This window comes from Opitutus sp. GAS368, assembly GCF_900104925.1.
GTDB lineage: Bacteria > Verrucomicrobiota > Verrucomicrobiia > Opitutales > Opitutaceae > Lacunisphaera.
This window is the reverse complement of record NZ_LT629735.1, coordinates 2,134,350-2,153,571: the sequence shown is the minus strand read 5'-3', so window position 1 is coordinate 2,153,571 and position 19,222 is coordinate 2,134,350. Positions and strand designations below refer to the sequence as shown.

Annotated in this window: 17 protein-coding genes; 10 read left to right on the top strand and 7 right to left on the bottom strand. The window is 68.6% G+C overall.

The features are described from left to right. Window positions 1–96: 96 nt before the first annotated feature. On the bottom strand, window positions 97–1,233 hold the full coding sequence (locus tag BLU29_RS09205) for an FAD-binding oxidoreductase (RefSeq protein WP_091056998.1): 1,137 nt from the start codon (window positions 1,231–1,233) through the stop codon (window positions 97–99). Between the two features lie 86 nt (window positions 1,234–1,319). Between BLU29_RS09205 and kynU the strand changes: the two genes are divergently transcribed. Genes kynU through BLU29_RS09190 form a run of 3 tightly spaced genes read left to right on the top strand, consistent with a single transcriptional unit; the run spans window position 1,320 to window position 4,076 of the window. Further along, entirely contained in the window at window positions 1,320–2,582 is a 1,263-nt protein-coding gene (kynU, locus tag BLU29_RS09200) for a kynureninase (protein WP_091056996.1), read from the top strand. Continuing rightward, complete coding sequence (locus BLU29_RS09195; protein ID WP_091056993.1) at window positions 2,579–3,202, top strand: cyclase family protein; 624 nt, start codon at window positions 2,579–2,581, stop codon at window positions 3,200–3,202. The genes kynU and BLU29_RS09195 overlap by 4 nt, the downstream gene beginning before the upstream one ends. 37 nt (window positions 3,203–3,239) lie before the next feature. Continuing rightward, the gene (locus BLU29_RS09190; RefSeq protein ID WP_091056992.1) at window positions 3,240–4,076 is read left to right on the top strand and encodes a class I SAM-dependent methyltransferase; all 837 of its coding nucleotides are present in this window, start codon (window positions 3,240–3,242) and stop codon (window positions 4,074–4,076) included. Between the two features lie 17 nt (window positions 4,077–4,093). Here BLU29_RS09190 and BLU29_RS09185 read toward each other — a convergent pair whose 3' ends face one another. Both BLU29_RS09185 and BLU29_RS09180 read right to left on the bottom strand, forming a co-directional pair. Continuing rightward, entirely contained in the window at window positions 4,094–4,852 is a 759-nt protein-coding gene (locus tag BLU29_RS09185; protein ID WP_091056989.1) for an RNA methyltransferase, read from the bottom strand. Beyond that, window positions 4,849–5,901 carry an SAM-dependent methyltransferase gene (locus tag BLU29_RS09180; RefSeq protein WP_091056988.1) on the bottom strand — a complete coding sequence of 351 codons (1,053 nt, stop codon included), beginning with the start codon at window positions 5,899–5,901 and terminating at the stop codon, window positions 4,849–4,851. Before BLU29_RS09180 ends, BLU29_RS09185 begins: the two co-directional genes overlap by 4 nt. 88 nt (window positions 5,902–5,989) lie before the next feature. Here BLU29_RS09180 and BLU29_RS09175 point away from each other — a divergent pair, with 88 nt between their 5' ends. The 4 genes from BLU29_RS09175 to BLU29_RS09160 all read left to right on the top strand — a co-directional run bounded on the left by BLU29_RS09175 (window position 5,990) and on the right by BLU29_RS09160 (window position 11,494). Beyond that, window positions 5,990–7,051, top strand: coding sequence for a 3-deoxy-7-phosphoheptulonate synthase (locus BLU29_RS09175; RefSeq protein ID WP_091056985.1), 1,062 nt, complete (start codon window positions 5,990–5,992; stop codon window positions 7,049–7,051). A 96-nt stretch (window positions 7,052–7,147) separates the two neighbouring features. Then, complete coding sequence (locus BLU29_RS09170; RefSeq protein WP_091056982.1) at window positions 7,148–8,266, top strand: glycerate kinase; 1,119 nt, start codon at window positions 7,148–7,150, stop codon at window positions 8,264–8,266. Between the two features lie 61 nt (window positions 8,267–8,327). Continuing rightward, complete coding sequence (locus BLU29_RS09165) at window positions 8,328–9,725, top strand: DUF1343 domain-containing protein (protein ID WP_231962205.1); 1,398 nt, start codon at window positions 8,328–8,330, stop codon at window positions 9,723–9,725. A gap of 89 nt (window positions 9,726–9,814) precedes the next feature. Beyond that, window positions 9,815–11,494, top strand: a complete 1,680-nt coding sequence (locus tag BLU29_RS09160; RefSeq protein ID WP_091056980.1) for a hypothetical protein — start codon at window positions 9,815–9,817, stop codon at window positions 11,492–11,494. A 174-nt stretch (window positions 11,495–11,668) separates the two neighbouring features. Here BLU29_RS09160 and msrB read toward each other — a convergent pair whose 3' ends face one another. From msrB to BLU29_RS09145, 3 genes are all read right to left on the bottom strand, one after another. Next, window positions 11,669–12,295: a peptide-methionine (R)-S-oxide reductase MsrB gene (msrB, locus tag BLU29_RS09155; protein ID WP_231962204.1), complete on the bottom strand. Its 627-nt coding sequence runs from the start codon at window positions 12,293–12,295 to the stop codon at window positions 11,669–11,671. Between the two features lie 105 nt (window positions 12,296–12,400). Next, entirely contained in the window at window positions 12,401–13,687 is a 1,287-nt protein-coding gene (gene xseA, locus BLU29_RS09150; RefSeq protein ID WP_091056978.1) for an exodeoxyribonuclease VII large subunit, read from the bottom strand. Next, entirely contained in the window at window positions 13,668–14,339 is a 672-nt protein-coding gene (locus BLU29_RS09145; RefSeq protein WP_091056975.1) for a VTT domain-containing protein, read from the bottom strand. Before BLU29_RS09145 ends, xseA begins: the two co-directional genes overlap by 20 nt. Window positions 14,340–14,437: 98 nt before the next feature. On the opposite strand from BLU29_RS09145, the gene BLU29_RS09140 reads away from it, so the two are divergent. The 3 genes from BLU29_RS09140 (at window position 14,438) to BLU29_RS09130 (ending at window position 18,376) form a co-directional block, all read left to right on the top strand. Beyond that, window positions 14,438–15,127: a glycosyltransferase family 2 protein gene (locus tag BLU29_RS09140; protein WP_091056973.1), complete on the top strand. Its 690-nt coding sequence runs from the start codon at window positions 14,438–14,440 to the stop codon at window positions 15,125–15,127. Between the two features lie 94 nt (window positions 15,128–15,221). Next, a complete protein-coding gene (locus BLU29_RS09135) occupies window positions 15,222–16,181 on the top strand; it encodes a glycosyltransferase family 2 protein (RefSeq protein WP_091056971.1) in 960 nt (319 codons plus the stop codon). Continuing rightward, window positions 16,181–18,376 (top strand): hypothetical protein, encoded by a 2,196-nt coding sequence (locus BLU29_RS09130; protein ID WP_091056968.1) that lies wholly within the window; start codon window positions 16,181–16,183, stop codon window positions 18,374–18,376. The genes BLU29_RS09135 and BLU29_RS09130 overlap by 1 nt, the downstream gene beginning before the upstream one ends. 85 nt (window positions 18,377–18,461) lie before the next feature. Here BLU29_RS09130 and BLU29_RS09125 read toward each other — a convergent pair whose 3' ends face one another. Continuing rightward, entirely contained in the window at window positions 18,462–19,196 is a 735-nt protein-coding gene (locus tag BLU29_RS09125; protein ID WP_091056966.1) for a class I SAM-dependent methyltransferase, read from the bottom strand. Window positions 19,197–19,222: the final 26 nt, after the last annotated feature.

Sequence of the window (19,222 nt, the reverse complement as noted above, 5' to 3'; positions counted from 1 at the left end):
AAGTAGCCCGCAAAGGTAAAGCTGAAGGTGGCGGCAAAACGATTCACGGGCGCCATTGGTGCCCAGGCCGCGTCCGGGTGTCAATCCCGCAGCCGCTTATGACTTGGCCGCCGCGGTGCGCGCGGCCGCGAGCAAGTCGGCCCATTCCGCCGTTTGACCGCACGCCAGCCGGGCGGCGGCGCGAGCACTCAAGGCACCGACGATGTTGCCCGTGCCACAGTAACCGCCCACGGCCCAGACCCGGTCGCGCACCTGTTCCAGCACCGGCAGGCCGTCCGTCGTATAGGCCACCGATGCCGCCCAGCGGTGCGTGACCGGTGCGCGCACCTTGAGGTGTTCGCGCAGGAAGTCATCGAGCAACCCCTGGATCAATTCCGTCGGCTCGGTGGAGTGCGTCCACTCGCCTTCGCCGCCTCGGTCGCGGAATCCGCCGAGTGCGATGCCCTGGTCGGGCAGCTGCTGCCAGTATTCAAAACCGTGCCGCCAGTAGATTGGACGCGTGAAACTCACCTCGGGCGCCGGGCCCGTCGCCAGCATCTGCAGCCGGGCGGTGCGGACCCGCGGGCTGAGCTCGGGGAAGAATCCTTCGAGCCGGCCGTCGATGGCCACGATCACCGTCTCGCAAAAGATCGTGCCCTTGTCGGTCACGACCGAGCCGGGGACGATCTTCCGCACGGGAGAGCCCTCGTAAAGCAACGCGTCGCGCTGCCGCAGTTTCCGCGCGATGGCCCGCACCCGGCGCAGCGGCTGCATGACCCCGTCCGTCGGCAGCAGGATGCCCTCACCTTCCGGGCCGGCGTAAGGCTCGGCGGCGAAGCCGCAGTAGCGCAACGCCGCGAGGTGCTTCTGGCACTCCGCGCGCTCGGCGGCATCCGCCGCCAGCCGCAGCGAACCCGTGAGACGGACAATCTCCGGCATCTCCTCCGTCTGGCGCTGGATCTCCCGGGCGGTCGACCGGTAAAGCGCGCGGGCCGTCGTCTCGCCGAACGAGGCGACGGCCTCGTTGAAAAACCGGGCGAGCCCCGCGAGCACGAAGCCGCCATTGCGGCCCGCCGCGCCGGCGCCGACCTCGCCCGCCTCCACGCCCACGGCGCTGACGCCCAGCGCGCCGAGTTCCTCCAGCGCCGCCAAGCCCGAGCCGCCCAGCCCGATGACGCACACGTCGGCCCGCACCGGGCCTTCCAGCCTCGGCAACGGCCGCCAGTCGCGGTCTTCCCAGATGGGGAGGTTCACACCGTGATTGTGCGGGACCGGGCGGTCCCCGCCAGCCAATTTGCTTTCGCGTTTGCGCCGTCACGCTTTCCTGCGAACCTCCCGCGGTGCGTTCCCCCGCCGCCCTGGACCAAGCCGACCCCCTCGCCCGGTTTCGCGCGGAATTTTTCCTGCCCCCCGGCCGGATCTACCTCGACGGCAATTCGCTCGGGCCGCTGTCCCGGCGCGCCGAGGCCCACGTGCAGCGTGTCCTCGACGAGTGGCGCGCGCTCGGCATCAGCGGCTGGACCGACGCCGCGCCGCCTTGGATCACCCTCAGCGAGACCGTGGCCGCGTCGGTCGCCCCGCTTGTCGGCGCCGCGCCGGACGAGGTGGCCGTCACCGGCTCGACCACGACCAACCTGCACCAGCTCCTCGCCACGCTGTTCGACCCCGCCGCACCGCGAAAGGTCATCCTGGCGGACGAACTGAACTTTTCCTCCGACCTGCATGCCCTGCACAGCCATCTGCGCCAGCGCGGGCTCGACCCGACCCGGCACCTGCGGCTCATCAAAAGCCGTGACGGCCGCACGCTGCGTCCCGAGGACATCAGCGCGGCGTTCACCCCCGACGTGCAGCTGGCCGTGCTGCCGGCCGTGCAGTTCGTCAGCGGGCAATTGCTCGATCTCGCGGCGCTGACCAAGGCCGCGCACGACCGCGGCGTGCTGATCGGTTGGGATTGCTCGCACTCGATCGGCGCCGTGCCGCACACGCTCGACCGCGACGGGGCGGACTTCGCCTTCTGGTGCCACTACAAATACCTCAACGCCGGCCCCGGCGCGGTCGGTGGATTGTATTTCAACCGCCGCCACCTCGGGCGCGCCCCCGGGCTCGCCGGCTGGTGGGGCGTGCGTCCCGACCGGCGTTTCGCGCTCGTCGCGCAGCACGAACCGGCGCCGGATGCCTCGGCCCTGCATATCGGCACACCGCACCTGCTCAGCGTCGCACCGCTGCTCGGTTCGCTCGAGCTCATCGCCGAGGCCGGCGGCGTGTCCGCCCTGCGCGCCAAGTCGCTCGCGCTGACCTCCTTCCTGATGGAACGGGCGGACCGCGAGCTGGCCGGGCTGGGTTTCACCGTCGCCAACCCGCGGGCCGAGGCCGAACGCGGCGGCCACGTGGCGCTGGCCCACCCCGAGGCCTGGCGGATCTGCCAGGCGCTGAAGGCCGCGGGGGTTGTGCCGGACTTCCGCCGGCCCGACATCATCCGGCTCGCTCCCGCGCCGCTCTACAACACCTTTGCCGACTGCGCGGGGGCCATCGCGCAGCTGCAGGCCATTGTCCGCACGGCTGCCCACGAGAAATTTTCAACACAACGCGCCCTCGTCACATGAAGCTCCACGACATCAGCCGCCCGATTTATACCAACATGCCCGTCTGGCCCGGCGACACGCCCGCCGAGTTCGCCTTCGCCCACACCAAGGCCGCCGGCTACGCGGCCAATGTCGGCCGGCTGCGCCTCAGCCTGCACGCCGGCACCCACGCCGACGCGCCGTATCACTACAACGACGCCGGCCGGAAGATCGACGAGGTGCCCGTCGACACCTACGTGGGCCCGGCCCGGGTTGTGGACATCCGCGGCCAGACGCTGATCACCCCCGCCTTGCTCGCCGCCCACGACTTCGCCGCAACCCCGCGCGTGCTGTTCAAGAGCGATTCGTGGACCGACCCCACCGTCTTCCCCACCACCTGGCCGCTGCTGTCCGCCGACACGCCGGCGTGGCTCGCCGCCCGCAGCGTCGCACTCATCGGTTTCGACGTGCCCTCCGTGGACGAGATCACCAGCAAGGACCTGCCGATCCACCACGCCTGCGATGCCGCCGGGCTGGTCATCGTGGAAAACCTCGACCTGCGCGCCGTGGCCCCGGGGGTCTACGAACTGATCGCCCTGCCGCTCCGCATCAAGGGCGGCGACGGCTCGCCGCTCCGCGCCGTGCTGCGCGGCCACGATTGACGCACATCTGTCAGACACCTAAACACCGGCTCTGTCCATGCCTCCTCTTTACGATTTCAGCCAGTTGCCGGTTGATCGCACCCTTGCACCCGGCGACGGCATGGTGTCACCGGAAAACCCCGAGCAATACTTCGAACTTGGGCGGCGAGCACTGGAGTTGATTCACTTCTCCGCAGAGCTGTGCGACAAACCGCACTACCCTGACATTCTCGACCTGCCCTGTGGTCACGGCCGCGTGCTGCGCTGGCTCCGCGCCCACTATGGCTACGCTAACATCACCGCCTGCGATCTTGACCGTGGCGGGGTTGATTTCTGCGCCGCCCAGTTCGGCACCAAACCGATCTACTCCAAGCCCGACCTGAGCCAGCTTTCATTCCAATCCCAATTCGATCTCATCTGGGTCGGCTCCCTCGTCACGCACCTACGACGTGATCGCTGGCTGGCCACGCTCGATTGCCTCGTCAAGTGGACGCGCGAATTCGGCGTCATTGTCTTCACGACGCAGGGCCGCAATGTCTCCAGTTTGCTCGTGCGCGGCCGTCGCCATGTGGCCGAGGACATTGACAAGCCCGCGCTGCTCGAGGAATACGCCCGTACCGGTTTCGCCTACCAGCGCTACGCCAGCAGCAACGCCGAGGAGGATTACGGCCTGGCGCTCAGCTCGCCCGAGTGGGTCATGCGCACCCTGCAGCGCTACCCCGATATCATCGTGCGCGCCTACTTGGAGGAGGCGTGGGGCACGCAGGACGTGGTCATTCTCTACAAGAAATCCGGCCACTACGAACCGCTGCTCGGTGTGCCCGAGATGAACGCGGCCGTGGCGCCCGCGGCCGCAGGAACCCCCGGTTTGTTGCGCAAGCTGTTCGGGCGCTGACCGGATCCGCGGCGGCCTCAGTGCGGTCCGAAAAATTCCCAGCAGAGGACCGCGGCCGCCGCGGAGACGTTGAGCGACTCGACCGTGTCGGCGCCGGGGATCTTCACCAACCGGTCGCACTGCGTCATGATCTCCGGCGCCATACCGCGTTCCTCGTTGCCGAGGATGATCGCCGGCGGTTTTGGCAGGCCGCGTTCCCGGGCCACGCTGGGTGAGAGTTGGTTGCCGCGCAGGCTGGTGCCGACGAGGTAATGGCTGCGCTTCAGCTCCGCGCAGAAAGGCGCCAGGGCCGGCACGCGGTAGAAATCTACAAACTCCATCCCGCCCTCGGCCACGCGCCAGGCCGCCTCGCCCGGCACGGCCTGCCCGGGATGATCGGGCACGATGATCGACTGCACGCCGAAGAACGCCGCGGTCCGCACAATGGCGCCGACGTTGTTGGCGTTGCTCACGCGGTCGAGCAGCAGCAACTGCGCCTTGGCCCGCGCCCACTCCGCCAGCACCTCGCGCGTCACCTTGCGCAGCGGCCGCTCGGCGATGACCGCCACGATGCCGCCGTGCAGCTTGCTGCCGGCGATCTTGTCGAGCTCGGCCGCGTCCACCTGCCGGTAGACCTTCTTCTGCGCGGCCAGCTGCGAGCAGAATTCCCCCGCCCGCTTGCCGGTCGCCGCGTCGAAGAACAGCCGCCGCACCTCGGCCGGATGGCGGGCGAACAGCGTCGACACCGCCTGCCAGCCGCAGACATTCATTTCCTTGGACGAGGGGGAAGGCTTCATGGGTTGATCTCGCCGACCACGGTGAACTCCTCGCGGTCGTGATACAAGTGGCGGATGCGGAGATTGGCGGCGTGCTTCGCAAAGGGCGACTCCGGCGCCGCGATTTCCTGGAGCAGGGCCAGCGAATCCACGTGGCCGAACTTCAGGTTGATCACGAACCGCCGGCACCAGCGGTGGGCCAGCCACGGCCCGGCGATGTTCTGCATCACGTGGTGCGGTTCCTCGACCAGGTCGCAGAACAGCCAGTCGCAGGTCACACCCGGCGGCGGCGCGAACTTGAAGGCGTCTTCCAGCCGGTGCTCGATCAACGGATGATTGAGCGCGCCGCCCTTGAGCGGGCCGTTGTCCACGGCGATCACGCGCGCGCCGCGCTTCGCCGCGCTGTAGCTCCAGCCGCCGGGCGCCGCCCCCAGGTCCACGACCGTCTCATCCGCCGCCGGCTCGCGGCCGAGGACGATGTAGGCCTCCTCGACCTTCAAATAGGAGCGCGACGGCGCCGCGTCGTCGTCCGCCATGCGCCGCTGGCCGCCGAGCCAGGCCTCGCGCGCCGCAAACACCCGGCCGAAGTCGGCGAAAAAAACGAACAGCCCGCGCGCCTCACCTGCCCCGCGCGGCAGTTCCGGCACGGCGAGCTTGGCGATGCGCGCGAGTTTCTTGCGCAACAACTCGTCGAAGGCCTTCTCGACGCCGCTCGCCCGCCGGCCCAGGCCGACCACTTCCGGCACGGTTTGAAAAACGCACGGCCACGCCGCTTCGATGCGCTCGCCGCGCAGGCTCTCGAGGAAAAAGTCCGCCAGCTGCGCCGCGAGCGCGTTGACCGACTCGCCCTTGAACTCGCGCGGCGCGAGGAGGGTAAGATGGGGAAACGCCAATGAAGGTAGGGCGAGTCGTCCCGACGAGCCGGCGCCCGTGGCCTGCGGCTCATCCGGAGGATTCGCCCCACCCGCACAAAGCGCCCAGCCCGGGCCCTTCTCCGTCACGGCCAGGCCGGCCCCCGTGAGTTCGCGCTCGAGGAGGGCTTCGTAACCGTGCTGACAAAGGGAGAGCATCGCGGGAGCTTTGGCCTCCCCCGGGCCGTCGCGAGGCGAAAATCCGCGTGCATTTGGGACGGGGGTGCGTTCACTGGACCACCTGCCCATGCACCAGCCCACCTCCGACCTCCGCATCAGCACGGCCCGCCCGCTGCTCTCGCCGGCCATCCTCGAGGAGGACCTGCCGCTGCCGGATGCCGGCGCCACCCTGGTGCAGGCGGCCCGCCGGGTCGTTGGCGACATCCTGGCCGGCCGCGACGACCGGTTGCTGGCCATTGTCGGCCCGTGCTCGATTCACGACCCGGCGGCGGCGCTCGACTACGCGAAAAAACTGAAGCCCGTGGCCGACCGCCTCGCCCGCGACCTGCTGGTGGTGATGCGCGTCTATTTTGAAAAACCCCGCACGACCATCGGCTGGAAGGGCCTGATCAACGACCCGCACCTCGACGGCAGCTTCCAGGTCAACACCGGCCTGCGCCTTGCCCGCCAGCTGATGCTGGACATCAACGCCGCCGGCCTGCCCATCGGCACCGAGTTCCTCGACACCACGCTCGGCCAATATTACGCCGACCTCGTCTCGTGGGCCGCGATCGGTGCGCGCACGACCGAGAGCCAGATCCACCGCGAGCTCGCCTCCGGCCTCTCGATGCCCGTCGGCTTCAAGAACCGCACCGACGGCGACCTGCAGGTGGCGGTCGACGCCATCGTCTCGGCCCGGCACCCGCACTGCTTCCCATCCCTCACCCGCGAGGGCGCCCCGGCCGTGCTCGGCACCACCGGCAACCCCGAATGCCATCTGGTTCTCCGCGGCGGGGCCGGCGGCCCCAATTACGATGCTCTGCACGTCGCCCGCGCCCGCGCCCTGCTCGTCAAGGCCGGCCTGTCGGCCGTTGTCTTGATCGACTGCAGCCATGGCAACAGCGGCAAGCAGCACGACCAGCAACCGGCGGTCGCCGCCGATCTCGCCGCGCAGGTGGCCGGCGGCGAGCGCGCCATCATCGGCGTCATGCTCGAGAGCAACCTGATCGGCGGCGCCCAAAAATACGAACCGGGCAAAGTGCCGGTCTACGGCCAGAGCATCACCGACGCCTGCCTCTCGTTCGACGAGACCGTGCCGGTGCTCGAAAAACTGGCGCAAGCTGTCGCGGCGCGCCGCACCGCGAAGTAAAGTAGCAAGTGCCAGGTAGCCAGGTAACAAGTGACAAGTCCCGGGACCTCCATGCTTCCTGTTACTTGATACCTGATACTTGAGGCTTTCTTCCCCATGCGCGTCCTCATCGCCTTCGACAAATTCAAGGACGCCCTGACCGCACCGCAGGCCTGCGCGGCCGCGGCCGGCGCGTTGCGCGCGAAGCATCCCGACTGGGAGCTCGACCTCTGCCCGCTCACCGACGGCGGCGAGGGATTCGTGGAGATCCTGACGCAGCAGCCCGGCGAACCTCTGGCCGTCTCCGGCCCGCGCGGGATTAGCGTGACGGCCCCCGTCGGTTTCGTGTCGAGTCAGGTCCTGCCCGCGGCCGCACGCGAGCGACTCGGCGTCAACGGCACCGTCGCGGTCGTCGGCATGGCCGCGGCCAGCGGCTTGGCGCTGCTGGCGCCGGAACAGCGCAATCCGTGGCACACCACGTCTGTCGGCACCGGCCAGTTGCTGGCCGCAGCAGCGGCCAGGAAGCCCGCGGCCATCCTCCTCGGCATCGGCGGCAGCGCGACCAACGACCTTGGCTTCGGGGCGCTCGCGACCTTGGGTCTCCGCTTCATCGATGCCTTCGGACAGGTCGTCGATCCGCCGGTGCCCGCCCGCTGGCACCAGATCGTGCGGATCGAGGGCCGGGTCGCCCTGCCGCCCGTGTTCATCGCCTGCGATGTGACCAACCCCCTGCTCGGCCCGAAGGGCGCCACCGTGACCTTCGGCCCGCAAAAGGGCCTGCCCCCCACCGACGTGCTGGAGCTCGAGACGCGCGCCCGGCGCATGGCCGAGCTGCTGTGCGACCATTGTGAGCGGCCGCGCACTTTCATGACCGCACCCGGCGCCGGTGCGGCCGGCGGCATTTCCTTCGGCCTCATGGTCGCTTGCGGGGCGAAACTGATCCCGGGCTTCGACCTGGTGTCCGACTGGCTCGGTCTGACAACCCGGATCAACGCCGCCGACATCATCATCACCGGCGAAGGCCGGTTCGACGCCACCTCACTCGACGGCAAGGGCCCCGGTGCACTCGTCGCCCGGGCCCGGCGCGTGGGCAAGGTGGCCCACGTCTTCGCCGGCAGCCTCGGCGTGGAGGCGGACCGGGCGCACCACGCCATCACGCCGCCGGGCCTGCCGCTGGCCGACGCGCTGCCGCGCACCGCGGAGTTGCTGGCCGCGGCGGTGGGCCACACCCTGTGACCTTTCCCCTGCAACGATTCTCCTCGCCAAGGCCTCCCGGCATTTTCAGAAATCACGGCATATGTCCCGCCGGTCCCTCGTGAAGCTTTCCCTCGGCGCCGTGGTCCTCGGGGCCCTGGCCCTCGCGCTGGGCTGCGCCAGCAAGCCGGCCAAGGCCGCGGACAAGCCCGCGCCCGCCACGCCACCGGTGGTCCTGCCCCCCCTTCCGCCGCCGGAGAAACTGCCGCGGGTCATGCTGGGCATCGACGTGCTTGAGGCGGAGGGCTTCAAGGCGGTCGCCGGCAAGAAAATCGGCCTGCTCACCCACCCCGCCGGCGTGAACCGCCGCGGCGAAAGCACGGTCGACGTCCTGCGCCGCGCGCCCGGTGTCCGGCTCGTCTCGCTGTTCGCGCCCGAGCACGGCTTCGATGGCGTGGTCAAGGCCGGGGAAAATTTCACCAACACCGTGGACAAGCGCACCGGCCTGCCCGTGTATGCGCTCTATGGCCAGGGCCTCGAGAAGTCCAAGGCCATGGTCAAGGGCCTCGATGCTCTAGTGATCGACCTGCAGGACATCGGCGCGCGCTCCTACACGTTCAACGTCATCATGAGCCACGCGATGGAGGCGTGCTTCACCAACGGCGTGGAGGTGATCGTGCTCGACCGGCCCAATCCGCTGGGCGGCCTGAAAGTCGACGGCCCGCCGCTCGACCCCGAGAACATCAGCGGGGTCGGCGCCTATCCCCGCATGCCCTACGTGCACGGCCTGACCATGGGCGAGATCGCGCTGATGACCAAGAACGGTTCGGGCGCCATTTCCAGCCTGAAGCTGACCGACGCCGTGCGCGCCAAGGGCCGGCTCACCGTCATCCCCATGCGCGGCTGGACGCGCAACATGCGCTGGCCCGACACCGAGTTGAAATGGGTGCCGACCTCGCCGAACATCCCCAGCTTCGAGGCGGCCGTCGGCTACGCCATGGTCGGACTCGGCACGCAGCACAGCCCGTGGGAATGGGGCATCGGGCGGGAATATCACTTCCGCGGCATCAGTTACCCCAAGAAGACCCCCGATGAGATCATCAAGGCCATGGACGCATACAAGATCCCCGGCCTCGCCTTCGTGAAGCGCCCGGGCACGGACCGCGACGGCAAGCCGATCACCGGCGTCTACGTCGAGGTCACCGACTGGGACGCGTGGCATCCCACCGAGCTCTCCTTCTACATGCACAAGCAGGCCGCGAAATGGTCGCGGCTCAACCCCTTCGCCGCGCTCACGACGAACGAGCAACGCAGCTTCAGGATCCACGTCGGCTCAACCGCGTGGCTCAGCTCGCTGCAGCGCGAGGGATCGAAGGTGGATGTGCCGCTGTTCCTGAAGAACTGGGCCGAGCGCGCGGCGATCTACCAGGAGCAGACGAAGAAATTCTGGCTCTACCCGTGGGGCGATCCGGCTCCCGCCGCCGCGCCCGGGAAAAAATAAGCGGTTTGCGCCGCGGGCCGGGGCGGGCTTTAAACCGGCATGACGCCCGCGCCTCCGCCGGAAGCACCCGCTGCCTCATCCGCTCAGCCATGAGCCGCGGCCTTTCCTTCCTGGAGTGGGTGGATCACCATCCGGACAGTTATTTCTGGCTGGTGAGCGGCCTGATCGTGCTCGCCCTCATCCTCGCCACCGGCCCGCTCTGGAAAGGCCGGTATGATGACACCCCGGGCCATGACTGGTGGTGGGGGCTGCTGATCCTGGCCATTCTGGCCGCCGGCCGCTGGCCGTCACTGCTCTATTCCCGGGAAATCGGCGTGGACGAAAGCCAGTTGCTGGCGGGAGCCCACGCTTTGACCCGCGATCCCGTTTTCTGGCGCTCGGTGATCGGCGGAACGGCCGGCCCGCTCGACTTCTTCGCCCTCTGGCCGGCCGGCTGGATTTGTGGGTGGGACACCTATCTGACCGCCCGGCTCACGGCCCTGGCCCTGCTCGCCGCCAGCCTCATCCTCGCCCATCAGAGCATGGCCCTGGTCTGGGGCCGCCCGATCGCGCGGCTGGCGGGCCTGGTGGCAGTCACCCTGGAGTCGCTGACCTGCGCGATGGATTTTCTGCACTACTCCACGGAGCTGGTGCCCCTGACGTTGCTGAGTGTGGCCGCCTATGCCGCCGTCCAGCGCTGGGCCACCCGGGGCGGCCCGGGGTGGAATGCACTGGGCGGACTGATGCTGGGCGCCGTGCCCTTGGCCAAGTTGCAAGGCGTGCCCCTGGCGGCCGCGATGGGACTTTGCTGGGTATGGGCCGAGTTGCGGGCCGGGGAGAAATCGACCGCCCGGCATCGGGCCTGCCTGATCGCCGGGGCTTTGTTCCCGGCCGCCTTGCTCGCCAGTCAGCTCACCGTGGCCGGTGAGTGGCAGGGCTTCATCATCTCCTACGTGTCCTTCAACTTTCATTATGCGGCCGCCGGTCAGGCTACTTACGGGCGCACGCTGCTGGTGATGCTGGGGGCGGCGCGTTGGTGGGACCCCCTGCTGCTCCTCGGGCTCGTGGGCCTGCTGGGTTGGCTGACACTCATGCTGCGGCTCCACCGGGTCCCGCCCCGGACGACCCGCCTCCTCGGCTGGGCCGCCTTCGCCGCCGGTCTCATCGCGTTCGGCAGCATCATCGCCCCCATGCGTCCCTATCTGCACTATTGGCAGCTACTGCTGGTGCCCAGCGTCTTTTTCCTCGGCGCCATGATCGCCCGGTTGCTGACGACCTCGCCGCCACCCTGGCGGCGGCGCGAACAATGGCTCGTGGCGCTGGGCGCCCTGGCCGCCGTCGGCCTCATGCTGCAGCACCGCGCCCGGAACCCGAATCCATTTGTGGGCCACCTCGCTTTCTTCGGGCGTTCACCCCGCACGGAATTGGCCGACCACGTGGCCGGCCGCGCCCGGCCGGGAGAGGCCATGGTCCTGTGGGGCCGCGCTGACAACCTCTACGTCGAGACGGGGCTGCGGCAGGCCACGCGCTACTCCGAGATCACCAGCCTGGTTGAAGCCGGGCCGCTCCAGGAATACGCGCGCGCGCATTACCTCGCCGACTTCCGGCGCAACAAACCGGAGCTGTTTGTCGATGTCACCTGCCCGGCCGCCTTCCAGTTCAAGACCCCGGAATATGCCCACGAGCGGAATTTTCCGGCACTGGCCGCCGCGGTCAGCGCGGACTACGTGCTCGTCGAGGAATTCGCGCAGGCCCGGATTTACCGACGCAAGGACCTCGCGGGCCGTTGAGTCGCGTGGCACCGGTCGCTTCGCCGCCGCCTCACCGCTCGCTGGCACGTGCCGATGTCAACTAATAGTATACCTTGGCTGCGACGTGTCGCGCAGAGGTCCTCGGGCCTAAGTATACTATTAGTTGACATCAGCCGGACTGGCCCGGCCGGAACGGGACCGGAGGCCTGAACATTACTTCTTCGCGGCGGCGCTGTTCTTCGCCACCCACGCGTCGTAGGCAGCGCGGGGCATGAAACGGAGCGAGGCGGAATTGATGCAGTAGCGCAGGCCGGTCGGGCGCGGGCCATCGTCGAACACGTGCCCGAGATGCGCGCCGTCCACATTGGAATGCACCTCGACGCGCGTCATGCCGTAGCTGGTATCGGTCGTCTCGCCGACCAGCGCCTTCTCGATCGGCTTCGTGAAGCTTGGCCAGCCCGTGCCGGAATCGAACTTGTCGCGGCTGTCGAAGAGCGGCGTTTCGCTGCACACGGAAAAGTAAACGCCATCGGCGTGGTTGTCCCAAAATTCGTTCTCGAAGGGCGGCTCGGTGCCCTGCTGCCGGGCGACCTGGTATTGGCGCGGCGTGAGCAGCTTCTGCCACTCGGCGTCGGTGTGCTGCACACGGGCCTTGCTCATGTCGATGACGACGTTCGACGGCAGGCCGCACGCGGAGATTTCACCGGGTCGGCACTCGAGGGCGTCCTTGGGGGCGGTGGGTTTCGTGGATTTCATTTTGGAATCGGCGGCGCGGAGCCCGCTGGCGACCAGCACGGCCGCGCCCAGCAAGGCGGTGAGAAAGAGGGGCCACTTCTTCATGGGAGGAGGGATACGGTTAAATTACGTTTTCGCAACCCGCCCGCGCCAAGGCTATGGCGTGGCAAGCCGACGGGGATGTCGGGATGAGAGCCGCCGCCCGCCCCTTTATTCCACCCGCACGCGCAACTTGCCGTCATGGAACTCGTTCACCAGCGCCTGGCCGGGCTTGAGACCCTTGGCGCGCGCCACCGGTTTTCCCGCCTCGTCGCGCACGATGGCGTAGCCACGTTTGAGCACCGACGCCGGGCTGGCCGACTCCAGACGCTTCCACAACCCCAGCAGCCGGTGCGACTCGAGCTGCACGCGTTTTTCCGGCGAGGCCGTCGCGAGCCGTGCTCGCGCGGTGCCGAGCGCCTCGCGCCGCAACTGGACGGAGGCCCGCAGCGCCGAACCGAGCCGGTTGCCGAGATCGTCGAGCCGCAGGTGATTGTGCTCGATGACCGCGGTGGGCGCGAGCAGCCGCAGCCGGCTGCGCGCGTGGTCGAGTTTCTCCGCCGCCTGCGCCACCGCTCCGGCCAGTGAATCCACGAGTCCGGCGGTCGCCTGCTGCAGGCGCTCGGTGGCGGCGACATAGTTGCTCGAGATCAGCTCGGCCGCGCCGCTGGGTGTCTCCGCCCGCACATCGGCCGCGTAGTCGCACAACGTCGTGTCGATCTCGTGGCCGACCGCCGAGATGATCGGCACGCCACAATCGGCGACGGCGCGCACGAGCGGTTCCTCGTTGAAGGCCCACAGGTCCTCGATGCTGCCGCCGCCGCGGCCGATGACGAGGAGGTCAAAAATCTTCAGCGCCTCGGCCGTGCGCAACATGGCGGCCAGCTCGGCCGCGGCGCCTTCGCCCTGCACCCTGGCCGGCAGCACGACGAGCCGGCCCGTCCAATCGCGCCGGGTGAGGATGCGGATGAAATCCTGCACCGCGGCGCCGGTCGGTGAGGTGATGAAGCCGACGGCGCGCGGCAGCAGCGGGATGGGCTGCTTGCGCGCCGGGTCGAACACGCCCTCGGCCGCGAGGCGCTGCTTGAGTTTCTCCAGTTCCTGCTGAAGCCGGCCGGCGCCACGGTCGATCAGCGCGCGCACCACGAGTTGATACTGACCGCGCGCCTCGTAGACGCTGACCTCGCCGTAGGCCAGCACCGCCAGGCCGTCGCGCAGCGCCAGGCTCTGCCGGGCCGCGTCACCACGGAAGAGCACGCACGACAGCTGCGCGCCGGCGTCCTTGAGCGAAAAATAAACGTGGCCGCTGGCCTGCGCGCGAAGGTTCGAGACCTCGCCGCGCACCCAGCATGGCGGGAGGCCGCCCTCCAGCAGTTCCTTCACCCGGCGGGTGAATTCGGTGACGCTGGCCACGCGGCCGGCGTCCTCCAGTGGCAGCTCAGGTTCCTTTTTTGCCATAGTGCTTCCGCAGGAGCTGCGTGCCCACCGTGAGCGCCATCAGCCCGCAAAGGCCCAGCAGCGCCAACTGGCCTTTGCCGTGCAGCAGCGCGTCGCCGAAGAGGATGAACGCGGTGTTGAACGACCATTGCACGGCACAGGAGATCACCGCGTATTTGACCACCGGCACCTGCGCGAGTCCCAGCAGGTAGTTCTGGACCGGAAACGGCACCCCGGGGGTGACGCGCACCAAGACGATCAAGTCGGTCGCGTCGCCCGCGGCGACCTCCGGCAGCTTGTAGCCGAGCCGGACCACCAGTTTTTCCAACAGCGGCCGGAACGCCCGGCGCGCGAGATAATAGGAAAGCATGATGTTGAAAGTCACGGCCGTCAGCGCGAGCACGATGACCAGCGGCATGCCGAGAGTGGGTGCGAAAACCGATCCGGCCGTCAGCGCAAAGGGCGACAGCGGCACGCCGAACGATGGCAACAGGGCCATCGAACCGAAAAAGGCCACCGGCCCCGCGTGGCGGATCAGATCGAGGCCTGACGCCAGCAACGCCTTGAGGTCGAGCCCGCGCGCCACGAGGACCACGGCCACGAGCAACACGACCGCCGCGGCGGCGAGCTTGATGAGCAGGGCGCGATTCGGGCGCGGGGCGGATTTGGCCATGGGGCACGATGTCCGGGCCGGTTTGCCCCCGTCAAGGGCGGAGGCGGGAAAAGGCTTTCCTAGCCGGGGGCCGGCGCTAGCGTGACGGCCTGCTCCGCATGAAGCTTTCGATCGTCATTCCCTGCTACAACGAACGCAAAACCATCCGCGCCATCGTCGACGCCGTCCGCGCCGCCCCGGTGGCCGACAAGGAGATCATCGTCGTCGACGACTGCTCGGCGGACGGCACGCGCGACATCCTCAAGAGCGAGATCGAGCCGCTGGTGACCCGCATCATCTACCACGCGGTCAACCAGGGCAAGGGCGCGGCCCTGCGCACGGGTTTCGCCGCCGCGACCGGCGACGCGGTCATCGTGCAGGATGCCGATCTCGAATACGACCCGCAGGAATATCCGCGGCTGCTCAAACCCATCCTCGACGGCAAGGCGGACGTCGTCTTCGGTTCGCGCTTCATGGGCGCCGAGGCGCACCGCGTGGTCTATTTCTGGCACATGGTGGGCAACCGCTTCCTCACGCTGCTCTCGAACATGTTCACCAATCTCAACCTCACGGACATGGAGACCTGCTACAAGCTGTTCCGGCGCGAGGTGCTGGCGAAGATCGTCATCCAGGAAAACCGCTTCGGCTTCGAGCCGGAGATCACGGCCAAGATGGCGAGGCTCCCGGAGTGCCGCATCTACGAGGTGGGCATCTCCTACTACGGCCGTACCTACGCCGAGGGGAAGAAGATCGGCTGGCGCGACGGCTTCCGGGCCATCTACGCCATCGTGAAATACAACCTCGTCTGAGCCGGCGAGCCGCCGGCCGGCGCGAAGATTAAGATCCATTTCACGGTTCGGCCGCTTGCACTGGCCGGGCGCTTCTGTCTTCATCCCGGCCAGCATGGCTTCGCCCTCGCCCCAATCCGCCGTCTCGGTCGTCCTGCCCATTTTCAACGAGGAAGAGGTGTTGCCCGAATTGCTGGCCCGCCTGACCGCGGTCTTCGACACCAATCCGGCCACGCGGTGGGAGGCGCTGCTGGTCGACGACGGCAGCCGCGACCGTTCGGCGGAGCTGATCCGCGCGCACGCGACGAAGGACCCGCGCTTCGTGCTGGTCGAGTTGAGCCGCAACTTCGGCTTCCAGGCCGCACTCGCCGCCGGCCTGACGCACGCACAGGGCGAGGCCGTCATCACCATGGATGCCGACCTGCAGGACCCGCCGGAGTGCATTCCCGAGATGGTCGCCAAGTGGCACGAGGGCGCCCAGGTCGTGCGCGCGGTGCGCCGCTCCCGGCAGGAGACCGGCCCGCGGCGGCTCGGCATGGATCTCTTCCACGCCGTCTTCAGCCGGGTGTCCGATTTTCCCATTGAGTCCAACACCGGCACCTTCGGCCTGATGGACCGGGCCGCGGTGGACGCCCTCAAGCAGCTGCCCGAGCGCAACCGCTTTTTCCCCGGCTTGCGCTCGTGGGTGGGCTACCAGACGGCGGAGATCCGCTACGACCGTCAGGAGCGCGCCGCGGGCGAGCCGCAGCAGACCTTCCGCCGGCTGATCCGCTACGCCACCGACGGCGTGTTCAGTTTTTCCTACCTGCCGCTGCGGTTGCTGACCTACGCCGGGCTCTTCATCGCGTTCCTCGGCTTCTCGGCCGCGATCTTCTACGCGGTGCGCCGGATCATCGGCATCGAGACGGCGCCTACCGGCTATACCACGCTGGTCACCATCGTGCTGTTTCTCGGCGGCGTGCAGCTGATCGGCATCGGCGTGCTCGGCGAATACCTCGGGCGCATCTATGACGAGGTGAAACACCGGCCGCTTTACCTGCTCCGGCGGAATCCGCGGCCGGGAGCCAAAGAATGATGTCCCGCCTGCGTGTGCCGGGTCTGCTGGTGCTGGCGGCGTGTCTGGCGTTCGCCGGTTGGCTGCTGATGAGCACCAACTTCATGATCCACGATGACGAGGGTTACGTGTTGATCGGCCTGAAGAATTTCTCCGCGCACGGCCGGCTCTACGACGAGGTCTTCACGCAATACGGCCCGGTTCCCTTCCTCTATTATGAGGGCTGGCACCGCCTGTTCGACTGGCCGGTCACCAACCTGTTCGGCCGCACGCTGACGCTGGTGCACTGGATCGTCGCCGCCTTCGCGGCGGGCCTGATCGCGTGGCGGCTCTCGCAGCGCTACTGGACGGCGCTGTTCACGCTGGTGGCCGTCTTCGGGTATCTGTGGCAGATGACGTGGGAGCCGCCCCACCCCGGCGGGTTGATCGCCCTGATCATTGCCGTGGGCCTGGCCGGGGCCGTGGAGGCGCTGGCGCGCGGCCGCACAGCCGTCGCCACGCTGATCCTGGGCCTCGCCGGCGCCGCGCTGATCCTCACCAAGATCAACGTGGGGCTCTTCTGGATTTGCTCGGCCGGCGCCTTCCTCCTGATCGGCACCGCGCGGCGCGGCGCCTGGCTCGCCGCGGCCGGCCTCATGGCGCTGCCCTTTGTTTTGATGCGCCCGCTGCTGGGCGAATCGTGGGTGTTCGACTTCGCGGTGGTGTTCGCCCTGTCGGGTGCCGCCGTCTGCGCGCTGGTGGCCGCCGGGCATCCGCCCGCCGTGCAATTCCGCGACTGGCTCGCCGGTGCCGCCGGCTTTGCCGGGCTGGGCGCGGCCACCATCATCGCCATCCTCGCCCGTGGCACCAGCCCGCGCGGGCTGGTCAACGGCGTGTTGCTCGACCCGCTCCGGCATCCCGTCAATTTCCACTTCGGTTTCCTCTGGCCCCCGCTCGCCTGGGTCGTGGTTGTCCTCGCGGTCGCTCTCACCGCCCTCTGGCTCATGCGCCCCGCGCTGCGGCCCCGACTGGCCGGCGGAATCGCCCTGCTGCGCCTGCTGGCGCTGGGTTGCTTCGCCTGGCAGGCGGACACCTGGCTCACCATCCACGGACCCGGCCGCATGATCAGCCTCGTGCTGCCGCTGACGCCCCTGTTCCTCCTGCCCTTGGACGAGGCCCCGGCCGGCGACCGCCGCCGGCAGGCCACGGCGCTCGTCGCGCTGATCGGCGTCGGACAGGTGCTGCACGCCTACCCGGTCGCCGGCACGCAGCTGGCGTGGGGTTCGTTCCTGCTCCTGCCGCTCTTTGTCAGCGGCCTGGCCGAGGCCGCCGGCCACCTGGCCCGGCGCCTGCAACGCAGCTGGCTCGAGCCTGCCGTCGCGGCGGTCGCGTTGCTCGCCGCCGCCTGGCAGGTGAACCTGTTGTCGGACCAAGGCTGGCAGCGTTGGACCACCTCGGATGCGCTGGAGTTGCCGGGGGCCGAATCCCTCCGGCCGCAGGAAAACGTCCGCTACGCGCTGCGCATCCTCACGGCCAACGCCCAGCTCCACGCCGATCTGCTCTACTCGCGGCCGGGCATGTTCAGCTTCAATCTCTGGAGCGGCGTGCCGCCCCCCACGCTGCGCAACGCCACGCACTGGTTCTGGCTGCTCACGCCCGAGGAACAGCAGGCCATCGTCGCCCGCCTGCAGGCCGAGCCCCGCACGGCCGTCATCAGCAGCCGGCCGCTCATCGACTTCCTCGACCAGAAGGTCGGCCTGACCATCACCGGCCCCCTGAACGACTTCATCCGGCAGCATTACCGGCAGCTTTTCAGCGTGTCGGGTTATGATTTCCTCGTGCCGCGGGACAGCCGGGCGGCACCCTTCTACGTCGCGCAGAACTTCGAAAGCGCCTCCGCCACCGCGGGCGTCGAGCCCCGCCTGATCACGGTGAATGTCGCGATTCGGGCCACGGTCGCCCGCATCGTGCTGCGCGATGTGCGGAATCCCGCGATGAATCTCGCCTCCTGGTCGGCGGACAACTGCCGGGTGACCGTCAGCCGGATCAACGCCCTGGGGCAGACGGCCGGCGAACCGCAACCCAGCTCTTGGCCGCTGCAGATCGACGGGCTGCGCCAGCTGCACCTGTATCACAGCCTGCCGGTGCCCGCGGGCCGGCCCGCGCAGCAGCTTGTGTTCCTCGATGCCGCCGGGCACCCGCTGTTTGAGGCCTGCTACGACGACCCGGCCCGGTAGCCGGAGCTTGGTGCAGGTCGGGGCTTTATGGCCGACGTTTGGCCCCACCTGTCGGGGATATACCCCGACCTACAAGGGCCTCGGGCTAGCGTTTCCGCGCCACTAACACGAGACTGACTCCGAACGGAAACGGCACGCGCCAGAACGCCGGCCGCACGAAGAGCCAGCGCAACACGGCGTTGAGCGCCGGGGCGGGCAGCTTGTCCTCGGTGCGGACCTGGCCGCCCTTTTGCGGAAACCATTTCCGCCACTTGCGCACGAGCCAGACCGCCGGGTAGACCACGACGTTCGTGTAGTTCGCGTAAAGCAGCTCCCACTGCGCGTCGGGAAAGAGCGCCTTGAGCTGCGGCCGCGAGTAGCGCCGGAAGTGGTGCAGCGCGACATCCCAGTCGCTCCACAACGCCATGCTCGCCGGCACCGTGACCAGCGCCACGCCACCCGGCTTCAGCAGGCGGTGAAACCCCGTCACCACGGCTTGGTCGTCGGGCGTATGCTCCAGCACGTCGAGCGCGGTCACGTAGTCGAGGGAGGCCGCGGGCAGCGGCACCTGGTCGCCCGCCAAACTGAGAATCTGCTCCGGCCGGAAGCGCGTGCGCAGCAGCCGCAGCGCCTCCTCGTGGTCGTCGAGCACCATCACCCGGCAGTGCGCCTCCATTTCCTTCGCGAACCGGCCGGTACCTGCGCCGCAATCCAACAGCAGGTCTGCGGCCGTCGGCGGCCGCACCCGGAGCAGCCAGCCCCGGGCGAAATCCCGCTTGCCGGCGTAATACCAGTGGGCGGTCTCCATCTGGTCCATGTTGGCGTATTCCTCAGCGTTCATGCAGGTGCACACGAAGGTTGTGCGGC